This is a genomic window from Streptomyces sp. NPDC047108, assembly GCF_040643575.1.
Lineage (GTDB): Bacteria > Actinomycetota > Actinomycetes > Streptomycetales > Streptomycetaceae > Streptomyces.
Window position 1 is genome coordinate 363,402 of record NZ_JBEYUP010000004.1, and the last position, 22,865, is coordinate 386,266.

The following is a 22,865-nucleotide window of genomic DNA, read 5'->3' on the forward strand; positions in this document are numbered from 1 at the left end:
CGGTCCCGTCTGGTAGGACGGTGGGTGTGAGCAGCGAGAACGGGCCGCCGGGCGAGGACCCGCGGCAGAAGTCCCCCGGCGCGGACGCGCAGGGCGGCGAGCAGCTCGCGCTCATCCGCGAGACCGTGCGCACGGCGAAAGTGCCGAGGGCCAAGCCCCGCACCTGGCGCGGCGCGGCGCTCGCCGAACACCACCCCGTGGCGCGGGTGCTCGTCGACAAGGGCCTGATCCACCTCGACCAGTTCTTCGACTACGCCGTGCCCGCCGCGATGGACGCCGAGGCCGTGCCGGGCGCCCGGGTCCGCGTCCGGTTCGGCGCCCGCGTCGTCAAGGGCCGCCGCGAGGGCGGTGAACTGCACGACGGGTTCATCGTCGAGCGGCGCGCGGAGAGCGACTACAGCGGGCCGCTGGCCCCGATCGCCCAGGTCCTCTCCCCGGAACCGGTCCTCGGACCCGCCCTCCTCGCCCTGTGCCGGGCGGTCGCCGACCGGTACGCCGGTGCGCTCGCCGATGTCGTCCAACTCGCCGTCCCCCCGCGCCGCGTACGCCCCGAGGGCGAGCCCTTCACGGACCCGCTGCCGTCGCCCCCGCCGCCCGGGCCCGGCCCGTGGACGCGTTACGCCAACGGCCCTGGTTACCTCCAGGCCCTCGCGCGGGGCGACGCACCCCGGGCCGTCTGGGCCGCTCTGCCCGGACCGCACTGGGCGGACGAACTCGCCCGCGCCGCCGCTGCCACGCTCGCCTCCGGGAGGGGCGCGCTCGTCGTCGTGCCGGACGGACGCACGGCCGCGCGCGTCGATGCCGCGCTCACCGCCCTTGTCGGCACCGGCCGCCATGTGCTGCTCACCGCGGACAGCGGCCCCGAGGAGCGCTACCGCCGGTGGCTCGCGGTGAACCGGGGCAGCGTGCGTGCCGTGATCGGGACCCGGGCCGCCATGTTCGCCCCCGTACGGGACCTCGGTCTCGCGGCGATCTGGGACGACGGGGACTCCAGCCACAGCGAGCAGCACGCGCCGCAGCCGCACGCCCGCGAGGTGCTGCTGCTGCGCGCCGCGCACGAGAAGGCCGCCTTCCTGCTCGGCGGGGTCGGCTGCACGGTCGAGGGCGCCCAACTCGTCGAAACGGGCTGGGCGTTGCCGCTCGCGGCACCGCGTGAGCAGGTCCGGTCGGCCGCGCCGCTGATCCGTACCGTCGGTGACGCCGACCAGGCCCGCGACGAGGCCGCGCGCGTCGCCCGGCTGCCCACCATCGCCTGGCAGGTGGTGCGCGAGGGTCTGCGGAGCGGGCCGGTCCTCATCCAGGTACCGCGCCGGGGGTATGTGCCACGGCTCTCCTGCGAGCGGTGCCGGACCCCGGCGCGCTGCCGGCAGTGCTCGGGGCCGCTCGAAGGGCAGGACGAGGGCGGGCTGCGGTGCGGCTGGTGCGGGCGTACGGAATCGGACTGGCACTGCGCGGAGTGCGGGGGAGCGCGGTTGCGCGCGCAGGTCGTGGGGGCGCGGCGCACGGCTGAGGAACTGGGTCGCGCCTTTCCCTCCGTCCCGGTGCGGACCTCGGGGCGCGACCACGTCCTGGACACCGTGCCCGGCGGGCCCGCCCTGATCGTCAGTACCCCCGGCGCGGAGCCGGTCGCCGACGGCGGCTACGCGGCGGCGCTGCTGCTCGACGGCTGGGCCATGCTCGGCCGCCCCGACCTGCGGGCGGGGGAGGAGGCGCTGCGGCGCTGGCTGGGCGCGGCGGCACTGGTGCGGGGCCAGGACGACGGCGGCACGGTCGTGGTCGTCGCCGAGCCGACGCTGCGGCCCGTACAGGCCCTGGTCCGCTGGGACCCCGCAGGTCACGCGGTGCGCGAACTCGCGGAACGGGCCGAACTCGGCTTCCCCCCGGTCTCCCGGATGGCGGCGCTCGTCGGCCGCCCGGACGATGTGACGGATCTGCTCGACGCGGCTCAACTGCCGGAAGGGACCGAAGTGTTGGGGCCGGTACCGCTGCCCGCCCCGCCTCCGGGCCGACCGCGGCGGGCGGGCGATCCGCCGCCGGCCGCGCAGGGCGGATCGCGGACGGGGGAGAACTGGGAGCGCACGCTGTTGCGCGTCCGCCCGGGGAACGGCGCGGCGCTGGCGTCGGCGCTGAAGACCGCGCAGGCGGGGCGTGCGGTGAGGCGCGAGGGGGAGCCGGTGCGCGTCCGGATCGACCCGCCGGATCTGGGCTGAGCCGGCCGCACTCCTGCGGAGGGAGGAGCAAGGGTGCCGGTCCGGCCGTCGCCCATCCGCGGGTTCGGGGTGCTCGTGGGTGCGGAGATGCGCTGTCCCTCGCCCCGTTGAGAGGCGCCGCTGATGGTGTGGCCGTTGACGGAGGCTGTTGACGAAGGGCCTGTCGGGCCGTGTCCAGGCGTCGCGTCGTACGCACCCCCGACACGCAGCGCGGGCCGCCGATCTGCACCAGGTGCAGTGGCGGCCCGATGGCGCGTGACGCGGCGGGATCGGCGTCGAACGGCCAGGCGCCGACGCGGACCGAATCCGAGGTGACGGACGACGTCAGCCGTGGCGTGGGCCCGGCAGGGCGGTGGTGCGGGAGTCCTCGCGCACCGGGGTCCCGGAGGCGGTGTGGGGCGCCACGGACCGGGCCGCGGGCACGGCCGGCTGGGCTGCGCCGTGCCGGAGCGCGGACGGCGAGGGCGTGACGGGCAGCGCGGGGCTGTCGGTCGTACGGACCGGGGTCTCGCTGCCTTCGCCGGTGCTGGTGGCGGTCGTGCGGCGGGATCCGTAACGGCGGTGCACCGCCTGCTTGGTGACCCCGAGGGCGGAGCCCACCGCGTCCCAGGAGAAGCCCAGGGAGCGGTCGAAGTCGACGGCGGCGGTGACGAGGGTCTCGACGCTGTCGCGCAGTTCCTGGGCGAGCCGCACGGTCGGCGCGGGTGCCCTTCCGTAGACGACGAAGCCCGCGGACGGGCCGCTGCGCCGCGGGCGGTAGACGTTGCCCAACTGGGCGGTGAGGGTGCGCAGTGCGTCCACCTGCCGGCGGACCCGCTCGATGTCCCGCACGAGGAGGTGCAGACTGGCACGAGCCTGGGCGTCGTGGGTTGCGTGGTCGGCCATGAAGAAGCCTCTCGAACCGGCGTTGAATAGGATCGGGCCGCAACTGCGGCCCGATTTCGGTCAATCTCTCTTGACCGGACCAACGCGTCATCTGCCGAAGTGGTCACGGTCCGGTGAGCGTGAGCCTGTTGCCAAGGGGCGCGCGGGAGTGCGCGTCGCGCCGCCGACGCGGGCCCCGCGGTGAGTCCACGGGGTCATAGACTGAAGTGCTCCGCCGCGGCCGGCGGCCCCGATGCCGTCGATCCCGCCGGTACCGGACCGAGCACCACCCGAGCACCGCCCGAGTTCCGCGCCGAGTCCCGTCCGAGCCCGCCCGAGAACCGCCTGAGAGGCTGCGCATCACCGATGAAGCTCGTCTTCGCCGGCACCCCCGAGGTCGCCGTACCCGCACTTGACGCCCTGATCGCCTCGGAGCGCCACGAGGTCGCCGCCGTCGTCACCCGGCCCGACGCGGCCGCGGGGCGCGGGCGCCATCTGGTGGCCAGCCCCGTCGCGCAGCGCGCGGAGGAGGCGGGCATCGAGGTGCTCAAGCCGGCGCGGCCGCGCGAGGAGGACTTCCTCGCCCGCCTCAGGGAGATCGCCCCCGACTGCTGCCCGGTGGTCGCCTACGGCGCGCTGCTGCCCGGGACCGCGCTCGGGATCCCCGCCCATGGCTGGGTGAACCTGCACTTCTCGCTGCTGCCCGCCTGGCGCGGCGCCGCCCCCGTGCAGCACGCCGTGCTCGCGGGCGACGAGGTCACGGGCGCGACGACGTTCCAGATCGAGGAGTCCCTCGACTCCGGTCCGGTGTACGGCGTGGTGACCGAGAACGTACGGCCCACCGACACCAGCGGTGATCTGCTGACCCGCCTCGCCTTCGCCGGCGCGGGCCTCCTCGCCGCGACGATGGACGGCATCGAGGACGGCACGCTCAAGGCCGTGCCGCAGGCCACCGAGGGCATCACCTACGCGTCGAAGATCAATGTCGAGGACGCGGAGATCGACTGGTCGGCGCCCGCGCTGCGCGTCGACCGGCTCGTCCGCGCCTGCGCACCCGCGCCGGGCGCCTGGACGGTCTTCCGCGGGGAGCGCCTGAAGGTCATGTCGTTGACCCCGGCCGCGGACCGTACGGACCTGGCGCCCGGCGACCTCGCCGCCGCCAAGAAGACCGTCCACGCCGGGACCGGTTCGCACGCCGTCGAGCTGCAGTGGGTGCAGCCTCAGGGCAAGAAGCCGATGCGGGCTGCCGATTGGGCGCGCGGGGTGCGTATCGCGGGCGCGGAGAAGCTGGGCGGCTAGCGGAGCCCCGCGCCCTGGGCCGGTGCGGATCCGCGTCCGTTCCGGTCCGGATCCGCGTCCGATCCGGTCGCGCTCGAGCTCCGATCCGGTCCTGATCCGGCCAGATGCCGGGGCGCGGTCCACGGGACGTAGGCTGGTGGGCACGAGTCCCCATGCATACCCGGAGCACATTTCCCGTGAGCGACCAGCGCCGTCGTGGCCGTCCCGGCAAGCCGTACCGCCGCCCCAAGAAGGACCCCGTCCGCGTCCTCGCCTTCGAAGCGCTGCGGGCGGTCGACGAGCGCGACGCGTACGCCAACCTCGTCCTGCCGCCGCTGCTGCGCAAGGCGCGGGAGAGCGAGGGGTTCGACGCCCGCGACGCGGCGCTGGCGACCGAGCTGGTCTACGGCACGCTGCGCCGCCAGGGCACGTACGACGCGATCGTCGCCGCGTGCGTGGACCGGCCGCTGCGCGAGGTCGACCCGCCCGTCCTCGACGTCCTCAGCCTCGGCGCGCACCAGCTCCTCGGCACCCGTATCCCGACGCACGCGGCCGTCTCCGCGACCGTCGAACTCGCGCGGGTCGTGCTGGGCGACGGGCGGGCGAAGTTCGTCAACGCCGTGCTGCGCAGGATCGCGGACGACGACCTGGACGGCTGGCTCGACCGCGTGGCGCCGCCCTACGACGACGACCCCGAGGAGCACCTGGCCGTCGTCCACTCGCATCCGCGCTGGATCGTCTCGGCGCTGTGGGACGCGCTCGGAGGCGGGAGTGCCGGGATCGAGGACCTGCTGGAGGCCGACAACGAGCGGCCCGAGGTGACACTCGTCGCCCGGCCCGGCAGGTCGACGACCGATGAGCTGCTGGAGACCGTCGGCGAGGAGGCCGGACTGCCGGGCCGCTGGTCCCCGTACGCCGTGCGGCTGGCGGACGGCGGTGAGCCCGGCGCTCTCGACGCCGTACGCGAGGGACGTGCCGGTGTGCAGGACGAGGGCAGTCAGCTCGTCGCCCTCGCGCTGGCCGAAGCACCCGTGGACGGGGAGGACGCCCGCTGGCTGGACGGCTGCGCGGGGCCGGGCGGCAAGGCCGCACTGCTCGCGGCGCTGGCCGCCGAGCGGGGCGCGGCGCTGGTCGCGGCCGAGAAGCAGCCGCACCGGGCGCGCCTGGTCGACCGGGCGCTGGAGGGGAACCCCGGCCCGTACCAGGTGATCACCGCGGACGGCACCCGGCCTCCGTGGCGGGCCGGGACGTTCGACCGGGTGCTGATGGACGTGCCGTGCACCGGTCTCGGGGCGCTCCGCCGCCGGCCGGAGGCCCGCTGGCGCCGCCGCCCCGAGGACCTCGACGGCTTCGCGCCCCTGCAGCGGGCGCTGCTGCGGGAGGCCCTGGCGGCCGTGCGCGTCGGCGGCGTGGTCGGGTACGCGACGTGCTCGCCTCACCTGGCCGAGACCCGCGCCGTCGTCGACGACGTGCTGAAGGGCCGCGGCGGGAGCGCCCCGGAGGCGGAGTGGATCGACGCCCGCCCGCTGATGTCCGGCGTACCTGCTCTGGGTGAGGGCCCGGACGTCCAGCTCTGGCCGCATCTGCACGGCACGGACGCGATGTACCTGGCGCTGCTGCGGCGCACGGGCTGAGGCCCGGGAGCCGTCGCGTCCCGGATGGGCGTGCCCCGTTCTCATGTCGGGTTCTCACGTCGGTCGGCCACTGCGATTTCTCACGTCGGCCACTGCGGTTTCTCACGTCGATCGGCCACTGTCCGGCCCCATGGCCACGGACGTGGGACGGGTGTTCGTTCGCCGCCTCGCCGACATGGGTGGGCACTCGGGTGCGCTCCGCCCGCGACCTACGGGAGCCCACGTCCGATGGGGCGGCCGGGGCGGTCCTGTCGTGGAACAGTGGAGGGAAGGAGCCCTGCGGAGGTGCGTACCGGGCGAAGGTGAGGACGCAGTGAGCCAGCCTGTGGTCGTCGGCATCGACGGGTCCGAACGCAGTTCGGCGGCAGCCGACTGGGCGGCGCGGGAAGCGGCGTCGCGGGGTGTTCCGCTGCACCTGCTCCATGCCACTCCACCGCTTCCGGACGGCGGCGCCGTGCCGCGTTCGGCAGTGGAGCGGCTGCACGCGATGGGTGAGTGGATGCTCGGGCGGGTGGTTGCCGACCTCGGCGAGCGGCACCCGGACATCGAAGTGCGGGCCGAGCAGGCCGATGACGCCCCCGCCTCGGCTCTCCTCGCCTCGGCCCGCGACGCCGGGCTCCTCGTCGTCGGTACCCGCGGGGCAGGCGGCTTCGCCGGTCTCGCGGTCGGCTCGGTGGCTCTGCGGCTGGCGGCAGCAGCCTCCTGCCCTGTCGTCCTGGTGCCCCAACCGCCCGGCGCCCTCGAGGAAGGGATACGCGAGGCACATGGCAGCGCCCGGATCGTGGTCGGGTTCGACGCGCGTCACCCGGTCCGTGAGGTGGCGGAATTCGCGTTCTCGGCCGCCGAAGCACGCGGTACGCGGCTGCGGGTGGTCCAGGCATGGGCACTTCCTGCCGAGGCGGTCTCCGCGCGGACGCTGGTGGTGACGGAGGAGGACCGCGCCATGTGGGAGGACCAGGAAGTCCTGCGGCTCTCCGACGCGGTGCGCGCCTGGCGGGAGAAGTACCCCCGTGTGCCGGTCCGCACCGGTGTCGTGCTGCTCCATCCCGCGGAAGGGCTCTTGAACACCTCCGGCGACGCGGCCCTGATCGTGGTGGGCCGCCGCACCGATCCGTATGCGGCCGAGGGGCGGCTGGGCCCGGTCACGCACGCCGTACTGCACCACGCCCGCTGCCCGGTGGCGGTCGTACCGCATGCCGGTTCCGACGGATGACGGTCCGTCGCGCGGCGGACCGGCAGGCCCGGTGTGCACCAGGCGAACTCCGGGGCAGTCAGCCGTAGAAGACCTCGAACTCGTCGTACAGTCGCGCGTCGACCGTCTTGGTCTGCGCCGTGGCGTCGGCGAGAGGTCGGCGGACGATCTCGGTGCCCTGCAGGGCGACCATGACGCCGAAGTCACCCTCCTTGACGGCGTCGATGGCGTGCAGTCCGAAGCGCGTGGCCAGCCACCGGTCGAAGGCGCTCGGGGTGCCTCCGCGCTGGATGTGGCCCAGAACCGTGGTGCGGGCGTCCTTGCCGGTGCGTTCCTCGATTTCCTGGGCCAGCCATTCTCCGATGCCTGACAGGCGCACATGGCCGTACTCGTCCAGCGTCTGGTCCTTGAGGACCATCTGCCCCTCCTCGGGGGCCGCTCCTTCGGCGACCACGACGATGGGAGCGTAGTTGATCTTGAATCGGCTCTTCACCTGCTCACAGACCTGATCGATGTCGAACGGTCGCTCCGGGATGAGGATCACGTTGGCACCGCCCGCGATGCCGGCGCGCAGGGCGATCCATCCGGAGTGCCGCCCCATCACCTCGACCACCAGGGTGCGCATATGGGACTCGGCGGTGGTGTGGAGCCGGTCGATGGCCTCGGAGGCGATGCCGACGGCGGTGTCGAAGCCGAAGGTGTAGTCGGTACCGGACACGTCGTTGTCGATGGTCTTCGGCACGCCGACGAGATGGATCCCCTCCCGGCTCAGCTCGGTGGCCATTCCGAGCGTGTCCTCGCCGCCGATCACGACGAGCGCGTCCACGTCGTGTGCGGCGAGGGTGTCCTTCACGCGCTGCACCCCGTCCTGGTGCTTGAACGGGTTGGTGCGGGAGGAGCCGAGGATGGTGCCGCCGCGGGGGAGAATCCCTCGCACGCTGGGGATGTCCAGCGGGATGACCGTGTCCTGGAGCAGACCGAGCCAGCCGTCCCGCACGCCGACGAACTCGTATCCGTACTCCTGGACGCCTTTGCGGACGACGCTGCGGATCACGGCGTTGAGGCCCGGACAGTCACCGCCGCCGGTCAGTACTCCGACCTTCATGGGCTCCTCCCATCCGCTGGTCACCCCGCCTGGTCGCGGCCTTCAGGTGATCGGGAACCGCTGTCGGGGCGCATCGGGTCACCTCCTCCAGCGTCCCTCGGTTCGAGCAGCAGTGACCACTTCAGGCGCGCCGGGTCGGCCGGATCAGGGCGGATCGGCCGGGTCGGCCGGATCAGCCGGGTGGGCCGGATCAGGGCGGATCGCTCGCGGGGGTTCCCGTCTCGCTCGCCAGGGTTTCCGTCCGGCCTGCTGGTCGTCCGGGAGTCCGCTGGGCAGGAGCGCACACGGCAGACCCGTGGGGACGCCCTGTGGCTCGGCCCGGTGCTCATGCCGCAGCGCCCCGAGTACGGCTTCCCCCTCCCCTCGGAGCGCAGATCCGGCCCTCGAACGGTCGCCCAACTCGGCTGGGATCCCTGGTGCTTACCGAGCTCTTAGGTACACCCCGTAGGGTGGCGCCCCATGGCTACTGAGAGCACCAAGATCACTGAGACCACTGACAGCAACACCGAGGGTGAGCAGGACGAGACGCGGGATCCGAAGCAGCTGCGGGAATCCCCCGTCGACGAGGCCGTCGAAGGGGAGGGAGAGGACGCTGACGCCTCCGGCGAGGCAGCCGACGACGACGTCCTGGACACCTCGGTCGACACCGCCCCTGCCGGGGGCTTCGCGGCCGGGGCGGTCGCCGTCGTCAGCGCCGGGCTGGGGCTCTGTTCCCTCACCGGCACCCCCCTCGGCGACATGCTGCGCGCCCGCAAGGAGCTGATCGGTCAGATCGAGGCCAACACCGGTGGTGCCGGTGGTGCCGGTGGTGACCAGATCGATGCCTTCTACGGCGCTCCCTGGCACACCGCGGCCTTCATGAACGGCGTCTTCGCCCTCGCCGCCGTCGTCATCGGCGGTGTGCTGCTGGCTCTGCACGCCGGGCGGGCCGACACCCGGCCGTGGGTGAAGGCCGTAGCCCTGGGCGGCCTCGTGCTCGGCGCGATCGGCCTGCTCGTAGCGGGCGGTATGTACTTCGACCTCTTCGCGAGCAAGCCCGAGCTGCCCCAACGGACCGGCTGAGTACCCTTCCTGCGCCGCCAGTTGAGCCACGTGCTTCCCGGACGTGGAAGGCCCACGCTCATCCCTCGAGTGGGGCGAGATCGCCGGCCGGATCGTCGACCGTATCTGCCGACACCGCGCACGCGTCTCCGAACCGGCTCACTGGCGGGCCGTGGGGGCGTCGCCGCAGCCCATGGTGACCACGGGCCCCGCTCAGCCATGGCATTGATTCGACATATGTCAAACTTCAAGTGTGGCGACGACCGTGAAGACCCTCCCCCTGGCAGCGCCGGATGCGGTGCCCTGCTGCCCTCCGATCACGTCGGCCGAGCTCTCCGAGGCCGATGCCGTGCGCATGGCGGCGATGTTCAAGGCGCTGTCCGACCCGGTCCGCCTGCGGCTCTTCTCCAGGGTCGCCGCCCACGAGAACGGGGAGGCGTGCGTCTGCGACATCGCCGACGTCGGTGTCTCCCAGCCCACGGTCAGCCACCACCTGAAGAAGCTCAAGGACGCGGGACTGCTCACGTCCGAGCGGCGCGGCACGTGGGTCTACTACCGCGTCGAACCCTCGGTGCTGGCCGCGATGGGGCAGATGCTCGCCACCGGGCCCTGATCGTCGTGTCCTGCCAGGCGCAGGGGCATGGCTGCCTGCCGTGACCTGTTCCGCGACGGTCCCGGCCTCCCGATGACGTCACCCCGAAGCGACGACATCGGCAGCTGGTGAAGTCTCCCCGGCAGGGCCCGCACGCGGGCAACTTCCTGCACGCCGGCAGCCGACGCCGCACTCGTGAACGCGATCAGCGGGCCTTGCGGCCCACGAGGCGAACGCGATCACGGGTACGACGAACATCGAACGGACGGCGGTGGCGGTAGGTGCCCCCCCCCGCGTCCAGCCTCCGCCGACCCCCGCCCGTCGTACGGTCGCCCGGTGGCGCCACCACGGTCCGGTGGCCACCGCCGCGATGGCGGCCGTCGCCGCAGCGCTCCGCCGGGCCGGATCGGCATCGGGTACGCCGTCCGGGTCCAGTGCCGTCGAGCCGGTCGAGCGCACGCTCAGAGGGTGCGCTCTCGCCTGTGTCCCGAGCCGAACCGGGCACATCGGCACGGGACTTGAGGTAGCCGCTCCCGCGCCCCGCCCACGGGGCCGTCCCGCACATGCGAGTCCGCCGCTGCGGGCCCACGTCTGTTCCATGAATCATGCAGGATGTGTGATTGATGTCATCGCGAGGCTCGTTTCATACGTCATGTGTGATACACCTGAAAGGGCAATCACACGTACTGGATGATTCGGGTGACCTGGCTGGCCCGAGGCCCCGTGCCCTGACCTCCTGAACAGCGAACCACCGAGAGGAACATGACATGAAGGCCGCTCAGATCACCGCCTTCGGCGCACCGGACGTCCTGCGGATCAACGACGTCGCCCGTCCCGCCCCCGGAGCCGGCGAGGTCGTGGTGACGGTGGAGGCGTCCAGCGTGAACGGACTCGACACGATCGTGCGCGCGGGCGGCCTGCGGATCGTGACCGGACGCCGGTTCCCGATCGGTGTGGGACTGGACTTCGCCGGTGTCGTCGCCGCGACCGGAACCGACGTCCGTCAGCACCGCGTCGGCGACCGGGTCTGGGGCACGGTGCATCCCATGAAGCGGCACACCGTCGCCGGAGCCGCCGAGTGCGTCACGGTCCCCGCGGACCGCATCGGACCGGCACCGGAAGCCCTCTCATCGGTGGAGGCGGCCTCACTGGTCGTCGCGGGGACGACGGCCCTGACCGCACTGCGGGACACGCTCCGCCTCACGAGCGGCGAACGTCTCCTCGTACGGGGCGCCGCCGGCGGAGTCGGCACGGCCGCCGTGCAACTCGCCCGTGCGACGGGCGCGCACGTCACCGCCCTGTCCCGCGGCCGTCACGCCGAGGCGCTGCGCGAGCTGGGGGCTGACGAGGTCTTCGACTACGGCACGACCACGCCGGAGCGCATAGGGCCGTTCGATGTCGTTCTGGACACCGTCGGTTCGGACATGAACGGTTTCCGGCGCCGGCTGGCCCGTCACGGCAGGATGGCCACCATCGCCCTGTCGGCGTCCTCCGTGGCCGCGATCGCCGCGTCGAGCGTGCACGGCGGGCGCCGCATCCGCGCGCTGAACTCCAATCCCGACACCGCGCTGCTGCGTGACCTCGCCGGCCATGTGACGTCCGGCGGGCTGCGGCCCGTCATCGACAGTGTGTTCCCGCTGGCGGACATCGCCTCGGCGCATCGGGCGTTCGAGCGGGGCGGTGTGGTGGGCAAGCAGGTGGTCGCCGTGTCCGATGCGTAACCGGGGACGTGCCCTCTCCGGCCCGGCGGCAGTCTGCGGCGTCCCGTCTCCGGCCCGGGACACAGTGCGATGCGCGCGCATGACAGGGTGAATCCCATGACGCCGCTGCACCAGGACACCTCCGGCCACCCCCCTGCGTCCGCCGGGCCGTGGCCGGACGGCGTCCCGGTGCACGGAGCACTCCTCGCGGCGAGGAGGCGCGTCTACGACCCCTGCGGATTCCGCTGCACGCTGCCGGTGCCCGAGGCCGAGAGCGCCGAGTACGCGGCGCACGTCTTCACCCTCGACGGTCGCTCCGTCCGGTTCCGCGCCGCCAGGACGACCCCGACGAAGGTGGGCCAGTTCGTCACCGTATGGAAGCGGACCCCGGGCGGCGGGCCGATTCAGCCCTTCGACGCCGCGGACCCGGTCGACCTCTTCGTGATCGCCTGCGGAGACGCGGACCACTCCGGGCAGTTCGTCTTCACGACGGACACGCTCCGGCGGCAGGGCGTCGTATCGGTCGGCGGTTCCGGCGGGAAGCGGGCCGTCCGCGTGTACCCGCCGTGGGTGACCACCACGAGCCGACAGGCCGGTCGTACGCAGGCGTGGCAGCTCGAACACTTCCTGCCGCTGCTGGAGGGCGCCCCGGTCGACCTCGATCGTGCGCGGGAGCTGTACCTCCGGTAGGCGGGCGGCGGCACACCCGGCACACCCGGCACACCCGGCACGCCCGGCACGCCCGGCGCGCCCACCGGCGCGGCTGAGGTCAGGACATCGAGGCGTCCGACGCCGTCTCCTGTACGTCCCCCCAGCCCAGCGGATACGTCTGCGTGCCGTCCGCATCGAGCGGCGATTCCCCGCCCGCCTCACTGAAGGCTGTCAGCGCCTCGATCAGGGCCGCCCGCTGCTCCGGGGCGAGACGCGCCACGATCGAGGCGATCTCGCGCCGGCGCCTGACCATGACGTCGTCGACGAGGCTGCGCCCCTCGTCGGTCAGCCGCAGAAGGGTCTCGCGGCGGTTGTCGGGGTTGGTTCGGCGGTCCGCGAGGCCCGCAGTGATCAGACGGTCGATCATCCGCATCGCCGTCGACGGATTCACCCCGAGCCGGTCGGCGAGCGTCACGAGCTTCGCCGAACCGTGCGTGGACAGCACCACGAGCAACCGGAACTGAGCGAGGGTCACGCGGTCCTCGACGGCCGCCAAGGACCGTGCCGACACCCCGACCAGCAGCCGCGACGCAGCGAGTACCGCACGCGTCACCGCGTCGACGTCGTCGGTCTCCGGCGAAGGCGGCGAAGGCTCGGTCATACCTCCTTTCTATCGCGCCCCGGTGCGCTCCCCGTCCGCCGCGGCCCCTACCCGCGGCGCCGGTCCCCGCACCCCCCCCGCGGCCGCGCGGGCCCCCGCCGCTTCCGGCGGGTACGTTCGATCAGCTCGCCGTGTGGACGCCGAGATCCTCGGCATGGGATTCCGGACGAAGCGATCGGTGAACAGCGGGGCTGGGTAGGACAGTTGGAGAACGCGTTCGGGCCCGAGCTCGACCGGCTACGCCGACCTGCCGCACCGCGCGACGAGGCCGTGGCGCCGACGAGCAGGGGCCGAAGCGGCGGAACCGGGCGAGGAGGGCGGCGCCACGCGCCTCAGCCCCTGGACCTGACCTTTGCACTGTGCAATCCTCTCCTGCGAGGAGGGCCCGGCCGTCCGGCACCGGCCCATGCCCGGGATCGCGGCACCGTCACGGTGACGCGACTCGCCACGGCACGCGACCGGACCGTCGACCGGAGTTCTCCTCGGCGCTCGGGTAGGCGCCGGCGCGAGCCGTCCGGCACGTCGGGGGAGTCGGGTGGCGCGCCCCGGCGCCGCGTCGCCCCCGGCCGCCAGTGCCGCCGGTCCGCCGTCTCCCGTACGAGGCGCGCAGTCGGACGAGGCCCCGCGTGCCGTGCGACCTTCAGTGCCGCCGGTGGGAGGCCGCCCTCACGAGCCGCCGTCGACCTCGCGCCAGAACGCGTCGACCCGGGCGTTGAACGCCTCCGGGGCCTCCTGGAAGGGCTGGTGCGCCTCCTCCTCCATCACCTCGAAGCGGGCGCCGGGAATGGCGTCGGCGACGGCGCGTCCCAGGCGTGGAGGGGCGGAGATGTCGACCCCGCCGGCCAGGACGAGCGTCGGCACGGCGATGTCCGGCAGACGGTCCGTGGTGTCGTGCACCGCGAAGGCGTCGATCATCCCCTGTACCGCCTCGAGCGACGGCTGGTACGGGAAGGCGAGCACCTCGTCGATGATCCGGTCCACGGTCCCGTCGGCGTGCGCGCGCGGTGTGTAGATCCACGCGTAGAACGCCTCCAGGAAGGCCCGTTCGCTCGGGGCCAGCTCTGCCATCCAGCGCCAGGAGGTGACCATGGCGCGGGCCAGCGCGTCGCACCGGGCCCAGGTGCTGACCAGGACGAGGCTCCGTACGAACTCCGGGTGACGCAGCGTCAGCTCCTGGGCGATGATGCTGCCGCCGGAGAACCCCGCGACATGAGCGGACGGGATGTCCAGCGCCCGCAGCAGCCCTGCCGCGTCGTCGGCCAGAGCGGACACCGTGACGGGCTCGGGGCGCATCGGGGAGCGTCCCATGCCGCGGTTGTCGAAGGCCGTGAGGTGGTACCGGTCGGAGAGGCCGTCGAGCTGGGCCCCCCACGCCTCGACGGGGTCGCCGAGGCCGGCGATCAGCAGCACTTCGGGGCCCGTCCCGCGCCGGTCGGTCCAGAGGTCGATGTCGGCGGTGCGTACGCGTTCCCCCATGGCGCATTCCTCGTCCCGTAGGGGCAGTCATGACCATTCTCCGCCCCCGCGCCGGATCGGCACGTCCGCGGCGAGGGTCAGGGCGCAACGGGTCGGGACGCGGTGGGGATCAGGGTGCGGTGGGCGTTCCCGGCGGGGGTGTGCTGCCCGGGCCCGGCGGGGGTGTGCCGCCCGGCGCCTGCGGCGGCCCGGGTGGCGCAGGTTCTTCGTGGGCCAGCCGGTTCGGCCACCACATCCGCGGCCCGATGTCCAGGAACAGCGCGGTGACCAGCACGGACCGTACGACGAAGGTGTCCAGCAGGACGCCCAGCGCCACCGCGAAGCCGATCTCGGCGAAGCCCACCAGCGGCAGCGTGCCCAGGGCGGCGAAGGTGCCCGCCAGCACCAGGCCGGCCGAGGTGATGACGGCACCGGTCGCGGCCAGGGCCGTACGGGCCCCAGGCCGCGTGCCCTGCCTGCGGGCCTCCTCGCGGACACGTGTGGTCAGGAAGATGTTGTAGTCGATGCCCAGGGCGACCAGGAACACGAAGACGAACAGCGGGAACGCGGGGTCCTCGCCGGCGTAGTCGAAGACGTACCGGAACGCGAGGGCGCTGATGCCGAGGGCCGCCGCATAGGACAGCACCACCGTGGCGATCAGGACCAGCGGGGCGATCAGGGCACGCAGCAGCGCGCACAGGATGATCAGCACCACGACCAGGATGAGCGGGATGACGACCTCGTTGTCCCGGGCGGAGGCGTTCTCGGCGTCGAGCAGCGTGGCCGTGGTGCCGCCCACCTTGGCGTCGGCGTCCGGGACGGCGTGGACCGCGTCCCGTACCCGTTCGACGGTGTTCTTCGCCGACGTGCTGTCCGAGGGATCGGTCATCGTCGCCTCGAAGAGGACCTTGCCGTCCTTCTCCGGCGCGGCGCCCACCGGCACGGCGATCGACCGCGGCACCACGCCGGGCGTGGTCGCGACCGTACGGCCGACCTCCCGGGCCTGGTCGGCGTTGGTGACGACGACGAGCGGGTCGCCGCTGCCCGCGGGGAAGTACCGGGCCGAGATCTCCTGGCCCTTGATCGAGTCCTGCTCGTCGGTGAACGCGTCCGCGTTGCTGATCCCCTCCGCCCGCAGCACGAGGATGCCGAAGGACAGCGCCGCCAGGATCACTGCGGTCGTCGTCCACACGGCACGCGGCCGGTGCGAGATACGGGTTCCCGTACGCGCCCACATCCCGCGCTCGGTCGGCTCGGCCGAACCCTCGTGAGGGATGAGCGGCCAGAAGATCCAGCGCCCGCAGATCACGAGCAGGGCGGGGAACAGCGTGACCATCGCGATCAGGGCGACCAGCACGCCGACCGCACAGACCGGCCCGAGCCCGCTCGTGGAGTTCATCTCCGCGACCAGCAGCACCAGCATGCCCGCGCAGACCGTGGCACCACTGGCGATGACGGCCGGGCCCGCCCGGTGCAGAGCCAGGGCCATCGCCTCGTGCCGGTCCGTATGGCGGCGCAGCTCCTCGCGGTACCGGGCGGTCAGCAGCAGCGCGTAGTCCGTGCCCGCGCCGAAGACGAGGACGGTGAGGATGCCGGCGCTCTGCCCGTTCACCGTCAGGTCGGCGTAGCGGGCGAGGAGGTAGATGATCGCCTGGGCGGTGAGCAGGGACGCGATGGCCGCGACCACCGGCACGAGCAGCAGGGTGGGGCTGCGGTAGGTGATGAGCAGGGCGACGATCACGACGCCGAGCGCCGCCACCAGCAGCGTGGAGTCGATGCCCTCGAAGACCTCCGCGAAGTCGGCGTTGGTGCCGGCGGGGCCGGTCACGTACACCGAGAGACCGCCGCCGCCTTCGCCGACCTCGGCGCGGATGTCGTCGACGGCGTCCGACAGCCGCTCCCAGCCCTCCTCGTCGACCGTGACCGGGACGAAGATCTCCGCGGCACGCGGATCGTCCGGCCGGTCGAAGACCGGGCCGCGCGTCTCATCGCCCCGGATCCCGTTGGAGGTCAGGTCCTTGAGCTGGGCCGCGTCCTGTTCGATGGTGGCGCGGTCCTGCGTGGTGAGCCCGCTGTCACGGGCGTAGACGACCACCGCCGGGATGGTCTCGGGCCGGAAGTCCTCGGACAGATTCAGGACCTGGGTGGATTCGGCGTTGCCGGGGAGCCAGGACGTCGCGTCGTTGTCCTGGGCGGACATGAGCTTCCCGGCCAGCGGACCCAGCAGGAAGATCGCGATCACCCACAGGACCAGGACCAGCCACTTCGTACGGCGTCCGCAGACCAGCCACGCCACTCCCTGGCGCTGTCCATCCGGCATGGGGCTCCTCGGATTGTGTCCACCACGGTCCGTCAGCAGCCGTCGGCCATGGCAGGCTTGTGCCATGGCCGTTCAGATCAGCCCCAGTATCCTGTCCTCCGACTTCTCGCGCCTCGCGGACGAGGCCCGCGCGGTGGAGGGAGCCGACTGGCTCCACGTCGACGTGATGGACAACCACTTCGTGCCCAACCTGACGCTCGGCGTGCCGGTCGTCGAGTCGCTCGCGCGGGCCGCGGACACGCCCCTGGACTGCCATCTGATGATCGAAAGCCCTGATCGCTGGGCTCCCGCGTACGTGGAGGCCGGCGCCGGATCGGTCACCTTCCACGCCGAGGCTGCCGCCGCGCCCGTACGCCTGGCGCGCGAGATCCGGGCCAAGGGGGCCCGCGCGTCCATGGCGCTCAAGCCGGCGACGCCGGTTGAGCCGTTCGAGGACCTGCTGCCCGAACTCGACATGATCCTGATCATGACCGTGGAGCCCGGCTTCGGCGGCCAGGACTTCCTCGACATCATGCTGCCCAAGATCCGCCGCACCCGTGAGCTGATCGCCAAGCACGGCCTGGAGATGTGGCTGCAGGTCGACGGAGGCGTCTCGGCCGACACCATCGAGCGGTGCGCCGAGGCGGGGGCGGACGTCTTCGTCGCGGGCTCCGCCGTCTACGGCACGGACGACCCCGCCGCGGCGGTGCGCTCGCTCCGCGCGCAGGCGCAGGAGACCACCGCGAGCGCGGCGTGGGCCTGCAACCACTGAGCGTCAGCTCGGTGAACGCGGAGGCAAGAGCTGATCGGCCACCGCCGCTTCTGACAGGATGAGCAAAGGGGACACCCCCAGCCGACCACGCCGGGGGCGCCCCGATGCGGGCTGGGGATTGCCCAGCAAGGTGCACTAGTGAAGGAGAATGCGGTGTCTGCTATGTCGGCGGGTCGGCCTGCCCTGCGGATGGGACCCGCGGAGCTGGTGCAGGCGGCGGCCATGGCCCGCCGCTTCTACCTCGAGGGCAAGTCCAAGATCCAGATCGCCGAGGAGTTCGGCGTCAGCCGCTTCAAGGTCGCGCGCGTGCTGGAGACGGCGCTCGAGCACGACCTCGTACGCATCGAGATCCGTGTCCCGGCCGAGCTGGACGCCGAGCGCTCCGACGCGCTCCGCGCCCGCTACGGGCTGCGCCACGCGGTCGTCGTCGAGTCCCCGGCGGACGCGGAGGCCGACGCGCCCGACCCGGAGAACCTCGGCGAGGTCGCGGCCGACCTGCTCGGCGAGCTCGTGACCGAGGGCGACGTCCTCGGCCTGGCCTGGGGGCGGTCCACCATCCATATGGCCGCGGCGCTCGACCGGCTGCCGCCGTGCACGGTCGTCCAGCTCACCGGTGTCTACGACGCCGGGACCGCCGAGCGCGGCTCCGTCGAGGCCGTACGCCGCGCCGCCCAGGTCTCCGGCGGCGAGGCGCATCCCATCTACGCGCCGATGCTCCTGCCCGACTCCGCAACGGCCGACGCGCTGCGCGGCCAGACGGGGATCGCCCGCGCCTTCGAGTACTTCGACAAGGTGACCGTCGCCTGTGTCTCCATCGGTTCCTGGGAGGCGGGCATCTCCACGGTCTACGACATGCTCAGCGAGGAGGAGCGGGAGCACTACGCCTCGCTGGGCGCCGCGGCCGAGATGTCCGCGCACCTCTTCAACGCCGAGGGCCGCCGCATCGGCCGCGACCTGGGCGAGCGCTGCATCACCGTCGAGGCCGACCGGCTGCGCCGCATCCCGGAGGTCGTGGCCATCGCGGGCGGCGGCCGCAAGGCCGAGGCGATCGGCGCAGTCCTGCGCTCCGGGCTGGTCACGAGTCTGGTCACCGACACCGCGGCCGCCGACCATCTGCTGCACGAGGCGACGCCCGGGCTGCGCCCGGCGCTGGAGCGTACGGACCCCGACGGAGCCTGAGCCGGAGCGTTCCCGGACGGCGCGTTCTACGCCCCTGCGCCCCTGCGCCCATGTCGGGCGCCGGGATGGCGGCCCTGCGCGCACCGGTCCTGCGCCCCTGCGCGCACCGGGGTCGCCGCGCGGCCGGGCTCGGTCGGCAGAGCAGCCGGATGGCTAGGGAAAACATCCGCGTGAGGCCGTTCCGGCAGGTGCGGTTTCCATGGCAGAGTGCCCCGAAACGATCGTGGGCCGGGCACGGTTCGCGCGGCGCACGGGCGGCGGGAGGCGGACCGGGCGCCCCCTTCGGAAGGGCCTCATCCGGAAGTCGGAGGGGGCCGCCGTCAGAGATCAGACCACCGGCGGACTCCATGGAAACCCCGGTCGGACGCAAGGGAACGGCGCCGACCGCCACCCTGGTGCGCCACGGGAAGCCCATCACCAGGTGACGGAGATGACCACGTGAGTCTCGGGGAGCCACAGAGCGCGTGCGGCAGGGACTGGCCCCTGGTCGGCCGGGACGGCGCGACAGCCCAACTGGACGAGGTGGCAGCACAGGTCCTCGTCGGCCGCTCCACCGTCGTACAGATCGAAGGGCCGGCCGGGATCGGCAAATCGGCCCTGCTCAGCAGCTGGTGCGGCCGTGCGGATTCCTTCCGCGTGCTGCGCGCCCGGTGCCATCCCCTGGAGAGCGAGTTCGCCTTCGGCGCCGTACGGCAGCTCTTCAAGCCGCTCGTCGACCCGGCAGGAGAGGCCGGGCAGGAGGCGTTGCGGGACGGGACGGCCGCGGCCGCGCTGCGCGTCCTCGACGACCGGGCCGCCGGCGGTCCGCCCGAGGGCGCCGACGTCGTGGCCGCGGCGCTCAGCGGTCTGGACGGCCTGGCCCTGGCCGTCTCCGCCCGCCGGCCCCTGGTGCTGGCGATCGACGACCTCCAGTGGATCGACGCGCCCTCCCTGCGCTGGCTGACGCACTTCGTCCGCCGGGCCGGCCGGCGCTCCGTCCTCGTCGTCGTCACCAACCGGACCACCGAACTGCGCAAGCCCGATCCCCTGGTCGCCGAACTCGTCCACCCGACGAACTGTCACACGGTGACCCTGGAGCCCCTCGACGCCGCCGCCGTACGGGAGTTGGCGCAGGCGGTCTGGGGCGAGGGCGAACCCGAGGCGTCCTTCTGCGCCACCTGCCACGCGGCCACCGGAGGGCACCCGCTGTTCGTCCGCGCCCTGCTCCACCAGGCACGGATCCGCGGGGTACGGCCGACGGCGGAGTACGAGGAGCGCATCCCCACGGTCAATCTCTCCGTCCTCGGCCGGGAGATCATGCACCGTCTCTCCCAGGCCGGCGAACCCGCCGTGCAGCTCGCCCGCGCCCTCGCCGTCCTCGGTGACCGCAAACCGCCCCAACTCCTCGCCGCCTACTGCGAGAAGGGGGAGGCCGTGGTGCAGGCGGCCGCCTCCGACCTCCGCGCGCTGGGCCTGCTGCGCGCGGAGGGGCAGCGCTTCGTCCACCAGGCCGTGCGCGACACCGTGCTGGCCACCCTCTCGCCCGAGGAGCTGGGGCGCGAACACGCCCGCGCCGCGCAGGTGTCCTACCTCGGCGGGCGGCCCGACGAAGAGGTGGCCGCCCATCTCCTCGCCGCGGGACCGGTGGAGGGCGAGTGGGTGCTGCTGGTGCTGCGAAGAGCCGCCGACGCCGCGCTCGTCCGGGGCGCGCCGGAGGTCGCCGTCACCTATCTGCGCTCCGCCCTCAACCAGCCGCTGCAGTCCGCCGAACGCGGTTCGGTGCTCTTCCAGCTCGGCATCGCGGCCGGGCACTACGACGCGGCGCTGGCCCTGTCGTACATCACGAACGCGCTGGAGACCCTGACCGACGAGAGGTCCCGGCAGGAGGCCCTCGGGGTGCTCACCTACTCGCTGCTCTTCTCGCACCAGTCGCCCACGATGGTCTCGAACATGGACCGCGTCATCGCTGAGCTCAGCAGCCAGGCGGACCTCGGCTGCGGATCCGACCGCGAAGTCATCCTGCGGGTACGGGCGTTGCGTGCCTGGATGGAGTACGAGCGGCCTTCCGCCCGCACCCTGGAACCGCTGTCCGACGCCGCCGATCTGGCCGGACGGTCCTCCGGGGAGCGCCAGCTCCTCGCCCTGCACGCCTTCCACGCCCTGCGGCAGGCCCTTCCGGCCCCGTACGTCCGCGAGTTGGTGAACCTCGCGTCCGTCAGCCTGCCCGTTTTCTCCTACGACCTGTATCCGCTGCACTACTTCGTCGTCCAGACGCTCTTCTATCTGGACGACCTCACGGCGGCCGAGGCCCTGCACGAGGAACTGGCCCAGGAGACCAGCGACAAGGGCATGGACATCGTCGTCTCCGCCCTGACGGTCTATCAGTCGGCGTTGTCGCTGCGGCGAGGCAACGTCCCCGACGCGCTCGCCGCCGCGAACCGCGTGGTCTCCGCCCCGGGCAACGGCGCGGTGCCGTACGGGACGGCGCTGGACATCATCAGGATCGACTCGCTGCTCGAACAGGGCCGGGTCGACGAGGCCGATCGGATCGCCCTCGCGCACACGGCGGGAGGGCCCACGGGCGCCGCGTGGGAGCGGCCGCTGTTCCACATGTGCCTGGGCGGACTGAGGCTCGCGCAGGGCGACCTCCGAGCCGGGCTCTCGCTCATCCGGGAGTGCGGTCAGGAGGTGCAGGAGGCGGGCACGGTCAACCCGGCCATCGTTCCCTGGCGTTCGAAGGCCGCCGCGGCTCATCTCCGTCTCGGCGAGCGGTCGGTGGCGCAGGAACTGATCGAGCAGGAACTCGACCTGGCGCAGCGCTGCGCGATTCCCCGTGCCCTCGGTGTGGCCCTTCGGACGGCGGGCAGTGTGACCGGCGGCGCGGCCGGCCTCGACCAGCTCGCGCAGTCGGTGGATGTGCTCTCCGGCACCCCCGCCCGCCTCGAACTCGCCCATGCCCTGCACGACTTCGGCACCGCGTCGCTGCGGCGGGAGGACCGGACGGGGGCGCGCCAGGTGCTCCGGCGCGGGCTGCGGGTGGCCGGTGAGTGCGGCGCGACCGCGCTCGCCGACCGGCTGCGGGACCGGCTGCACGAGGCGGGCGGACGCGTCACCCGGTCGAGCCTGAACGAGGGGCCCGCGCTGACGCCGGGTGAGGAGCGGGTGAGCACCCTGGCCGCCCAGGGGTACCGCAACAAGGAGATCGCCGAACGGCTCTTCGTCTCGCTGCGGACCGTGGAGACCCATCTCACCGGCGCCTACCGGAAGTTGGGCATCGAGGGGCGCAGCGGCCTGGCCGCCGCCATGACGCAGCGGACGGCACCGCGGAACGGCGGAGGACCGGGTGACGCGTCCTGAAGGACGGGCACTGTTCGGCTGTGTGACGGACGGTGCTGCCGCGGAGGTGCCGGTGCGGCCGGAATCATGAAAGAAAGGACTCCGTTCGAACGGCAGCGGAGAACCAGTGGGTAGCGGATGCGGGACACACCTCAGGCGGCGTACGCGACCGATGGAAGCGACTTCCGGGGCGCGGTGAAGCACCGCTACGGGATCGCGGTGAGAAGATTCCTGGCGTTCTTTCCGGCCTTCCTGGTCATGTGGGTCCAGTTGTTCGTGTGGCAGATCGATTCCTTGCTGCCCTTGGCCATCCTCGGATTCATCGGCGGCATATGGACGTTGATGCTGTTCTGGGGCCGGATGGGCCGGGTCCGGAGGTGCTCGCGCGTCCTCCGCACCTACCCCCTCGCGCTCCGCGCCCCCGTGGAGAGGGTGGGCGAAGAGGGTTCTCTCACCGTCTTCCTGCGTCTGGGAGCACAGGACGGCGGCTCATCGACGATGCGCGCGCAGGACACCGTGGGGTCGAAGCGCCGGCCCGTCGACGTCACGTCCGGATTGTGGTTCGCGGGGGACGATCCCTTCGGTGGTGCGGCGATCGTGCCGGGCAGCGGCGAGTTGCTGTTCCTGCAGCCCAAGGACTGGGCGGTCAGGGCCGGGGAGCGGAGCAACGCCGGGGAGGAACGGCTCTGCGCGGCGAGGAGGGCGGGCATCACACGGCCCGCCCGCTTCCGGTAGCGCGCGACAACACGCCACGACCGGTCACGGCCGGTCACGACCATGCACCGGTGGAGCGGCCCCGGAGCGGCCCGCGTATCCGTTGAGTAGCCCTTGAACAGCCGTTGAGCAGCCCTTGCCCTGGAACGGTCCCGGACCGGTCCTGGAGCGGTCCAGGGGCGGCGCTCCGCCGGGCCCGCCGC

17 protein-coding genes are annotated in these 22,865 nt (G+C 72.9%); 12 read left to right on the forward strand and 5 right to left on the reverse strand.

Annotated elements, in window-relative coordinates:
• The first annotated feature begins 26 nt into the window (after positions 1-26).
• Positions 27-2,210, forward strand: coding sequence for a primosomal protein N' (locus ABZ822_RS12870; protein WP_360851330.1), 2,184 nt, complete (start codon positions 27-29; stop codon positions 2,208-2,210).
• A gap of 324 nt (positions 2,211-2,534) precedes the next feature.
• On the opposite strand, the gene ABZ822_RS12875 is transcribed toward ABZ822_RS12870, so the two are convergent.
• Positions 2,535-3,095 carry a hypothetical protein gene (locus ABZ822_RS12875; protein WP_360851332.1) on the reverse strand — a complete coding sequence of 187 codons (561 nt, stop codon included), beginning with the start codon at positions 3,093-3,095 and terminating at the stop codon, positions 2,535-2,537.
• 345 nt (positions 3,096-3,440) lie between these two features.
• On the opposite strand from ABZ822_RS12875, the gene fmt reads away from it, so the two are divergent.
• The 3 genes from fmt (at position 3,441) to ABZ822_RS12890 (ending at position 7,199) form a co-directional block, all read left to right on the forward strand.
• On the forward strand, positions 3,441-4,373 hold the full coding sequence (gene fmt / locus ABZ822_RS12880; protein ID WP_360851335.1) for a methionyl-tRNA formyltransferase: 933 nt from the start codon (positions 3,441-3,443) through the stop codon (positions 4,371-4,373).
• A gap of 176 nt (positions 4,374-4,549) precedes the next feature.
• Complete coding sequence (locus ABZ822_RS12885; RefSeq protein WP_360851338.1) at positions 4,550-5,986, forward strand: transcription antitermination factor NusB; 1,437 nt, start codon at positions 4,550-4,552, stop codon at positions 5,984-5,986.
• Positions 5,987-6,299: 313 nt separating this feature from the next.
• Entirely contained in the window at positions 6,300-7,199 is a 900-nt protein-coding gene (locus ABZ822_RS12890; protein WP_360851341.1) for a universal stress protein, read from the forward strand.
• A 58-nt stretch (positions 7,200-7,257) separates the two neighbouring features.
• On the opposite strand, the gene ABZ822_RS12895 is transcribed toward ABZ822_RS12890, so the two are convergent.
• On the reverse strand, positions 7,258-8,283 hold the full coding sequence (locus ABZ822_RS12895) for a 6-phosphofructokinase (RefSeq protein ID WP_360851344.1): 1,026 nt from the start codon (positions 8,281-8,283) through the stop codon (positions 7,258-7,260).
• Positions 8,284-8,742: 459 nt separating this feature from the next.
• Between ABZ822_RS12895 and ABZ822_RS12900 the strand changes: the two genes are divergently transcribed.
• The 4 genes from ABZ822_RS12900 to ABZ822_RS12915 all read left to right on the forward strand — a co-directional run bounded on the left by ABZ822_RS12900 (position 8,743) and on the right by ABZ822_RS12915 (position 12,306).
• Entirely contained in the window at positions 8,743-9,345 is a 603-nt protein-coding gene (locus ABZ822_RS12900) for a hypothetical protein (protein ID WP_360851347.1), read from the forward strand.
• A gap of 232 nt (positions 9,346-9,577) precedes the next feature.
• Positions 9,578-9,937, forward strand: a complete 360-nt coding sequence (locus tag ABZ822_RS12905; RefSeq protein ID WP_360851350.1) for a metalloregulator ArsR/SmtB family transcription factor — start codon at positions 9,578-9,580, stop codon at positions 9,935-9,937.
• A 746-nt stretch (positions 9,938-10,683) separates the two neighbouring features.
• Entirely contained in the window at positions 10,684-11,637 is a 954-nt protein-coding gene (locus ABZ822_RS12910) for an NAD(P)-dependent alcohol dehydrogenase (RefSeq protein ID WP_360851353.1), read from the forward strand.
• A gap of 96 nt (positions 11,638-11,733) precedes the next feature.
• Positions 11,734-12,306, forward strand: coding sequence for a MepB family protein (locus ABZ822_RS12915; protein ID WP_360851356.1), 573 nt, complete (start codon positions 11,734-11,736; stop codon positions 12,304-12,306).
• A gap of 79 nt (positions 12,307-12,385) precedes the next feature.
• On the opposite strand, the gene ABZ822_RS12920 is transcribed toward ABZ822_RS12915, so the two are convergent.
• The 3 genes from ABZ822_RS12920 to ABZ822_RS12930 all read right to left on the reverse strand — a co-directional run bounded on the left by ABZ822_RS12920 (position 12,386) and on the right by ABZ822_RS12930 (position 16,703).
• Positions 12,386-12,928, reverse strand: a complete 543-nt coding sequence (locus ABZ822_RS12920) for a MarR family transcriptional regulator (protein ID WP_360851359.1) — start codon at positions 12,926-12,928, stop codon at positions 12,386-12,388.
• A 666-nt stretch (positions 12,929-13,594) separates the two neighbouring features.
• Positions 13,595-14,404, reverse strand: a complete 810-nt coding sequence (locus ABZ822_RS12925) for an alpha/beta fold hydrolase (protein ID WP_360851362.1) — start codon at positions 14,402-14,404, stop codon at positions 13,595-13,597.
• Positions 14,405-14,513: 109 nt separating this feature from the next.
• On the reverse strand, positions 14,514-16,703 hold the full coding sequence (locus ABZ822_RS12930) for an MMPL family transporter (protein ID WP_360851364.1): 2,190 nt from the start codon (positions 16,701-16,703) through the stop codon (positions 14,514-14,516).
• Positions 16,704-16,767: 64 nt separating this feature from the next.
• Between ABZ822_RS12930 and rpe the strand changes: the two genes are divergently transcribed.
• From rpe to ABZ822_RS12950, 4 genes are all read left to right on the forward strand, one after another.
• Positions 16,768-17,454, forward strand: a complete 687-nt coding sequence (gene rpe / locus ABZ822_RS12935) for a ribulose-phosphate 3-epimerase (RefSeq protein ID WP_360851367.1) — start codon at positions 16,768-16,770, stop codon at positions 17,452-17,454.
• 162 nt (positions 17,455-17,616) lie between these two features.
• Positions 17,617-18,633 carry a sugar-binding domain-containing protein gene (locus ABZ822_RS12940; protein WP_360851484.1) on the forward strand — a complete coding sequence of 339 codons (1,017 nt, stop codon included), beginning with the start codon at positions 17,617-17,619 and terminating at the stop codon, positions 18,631-18,633.
• 438 nt (positions 18,634-19,071) lie between these two features.
• The gene (locus ABZ822_RS12945; protein WP_360851370.1) at positions 19,072-21,969 is read left to right on the forward strand and encodes an AAA family ATPase; all 2,898 of its coding nucleotides are present in this window, start codon (positions 19,072-19,074) and stop codon (positions 21,967-21,969) included.
• Positions 21,970-22,086: 117 nt separating this feature from the next.
• Entirely contained in the window at positions 22,087-22,683 is a 597-nt protein-coding gene (locus ABZ822_RS12950; protein ID WP_360851373.1) for a hypothetical protein, read from the forward strand.
• Positions 22,684-22,865: the final 182 nt, after the last annotated feature.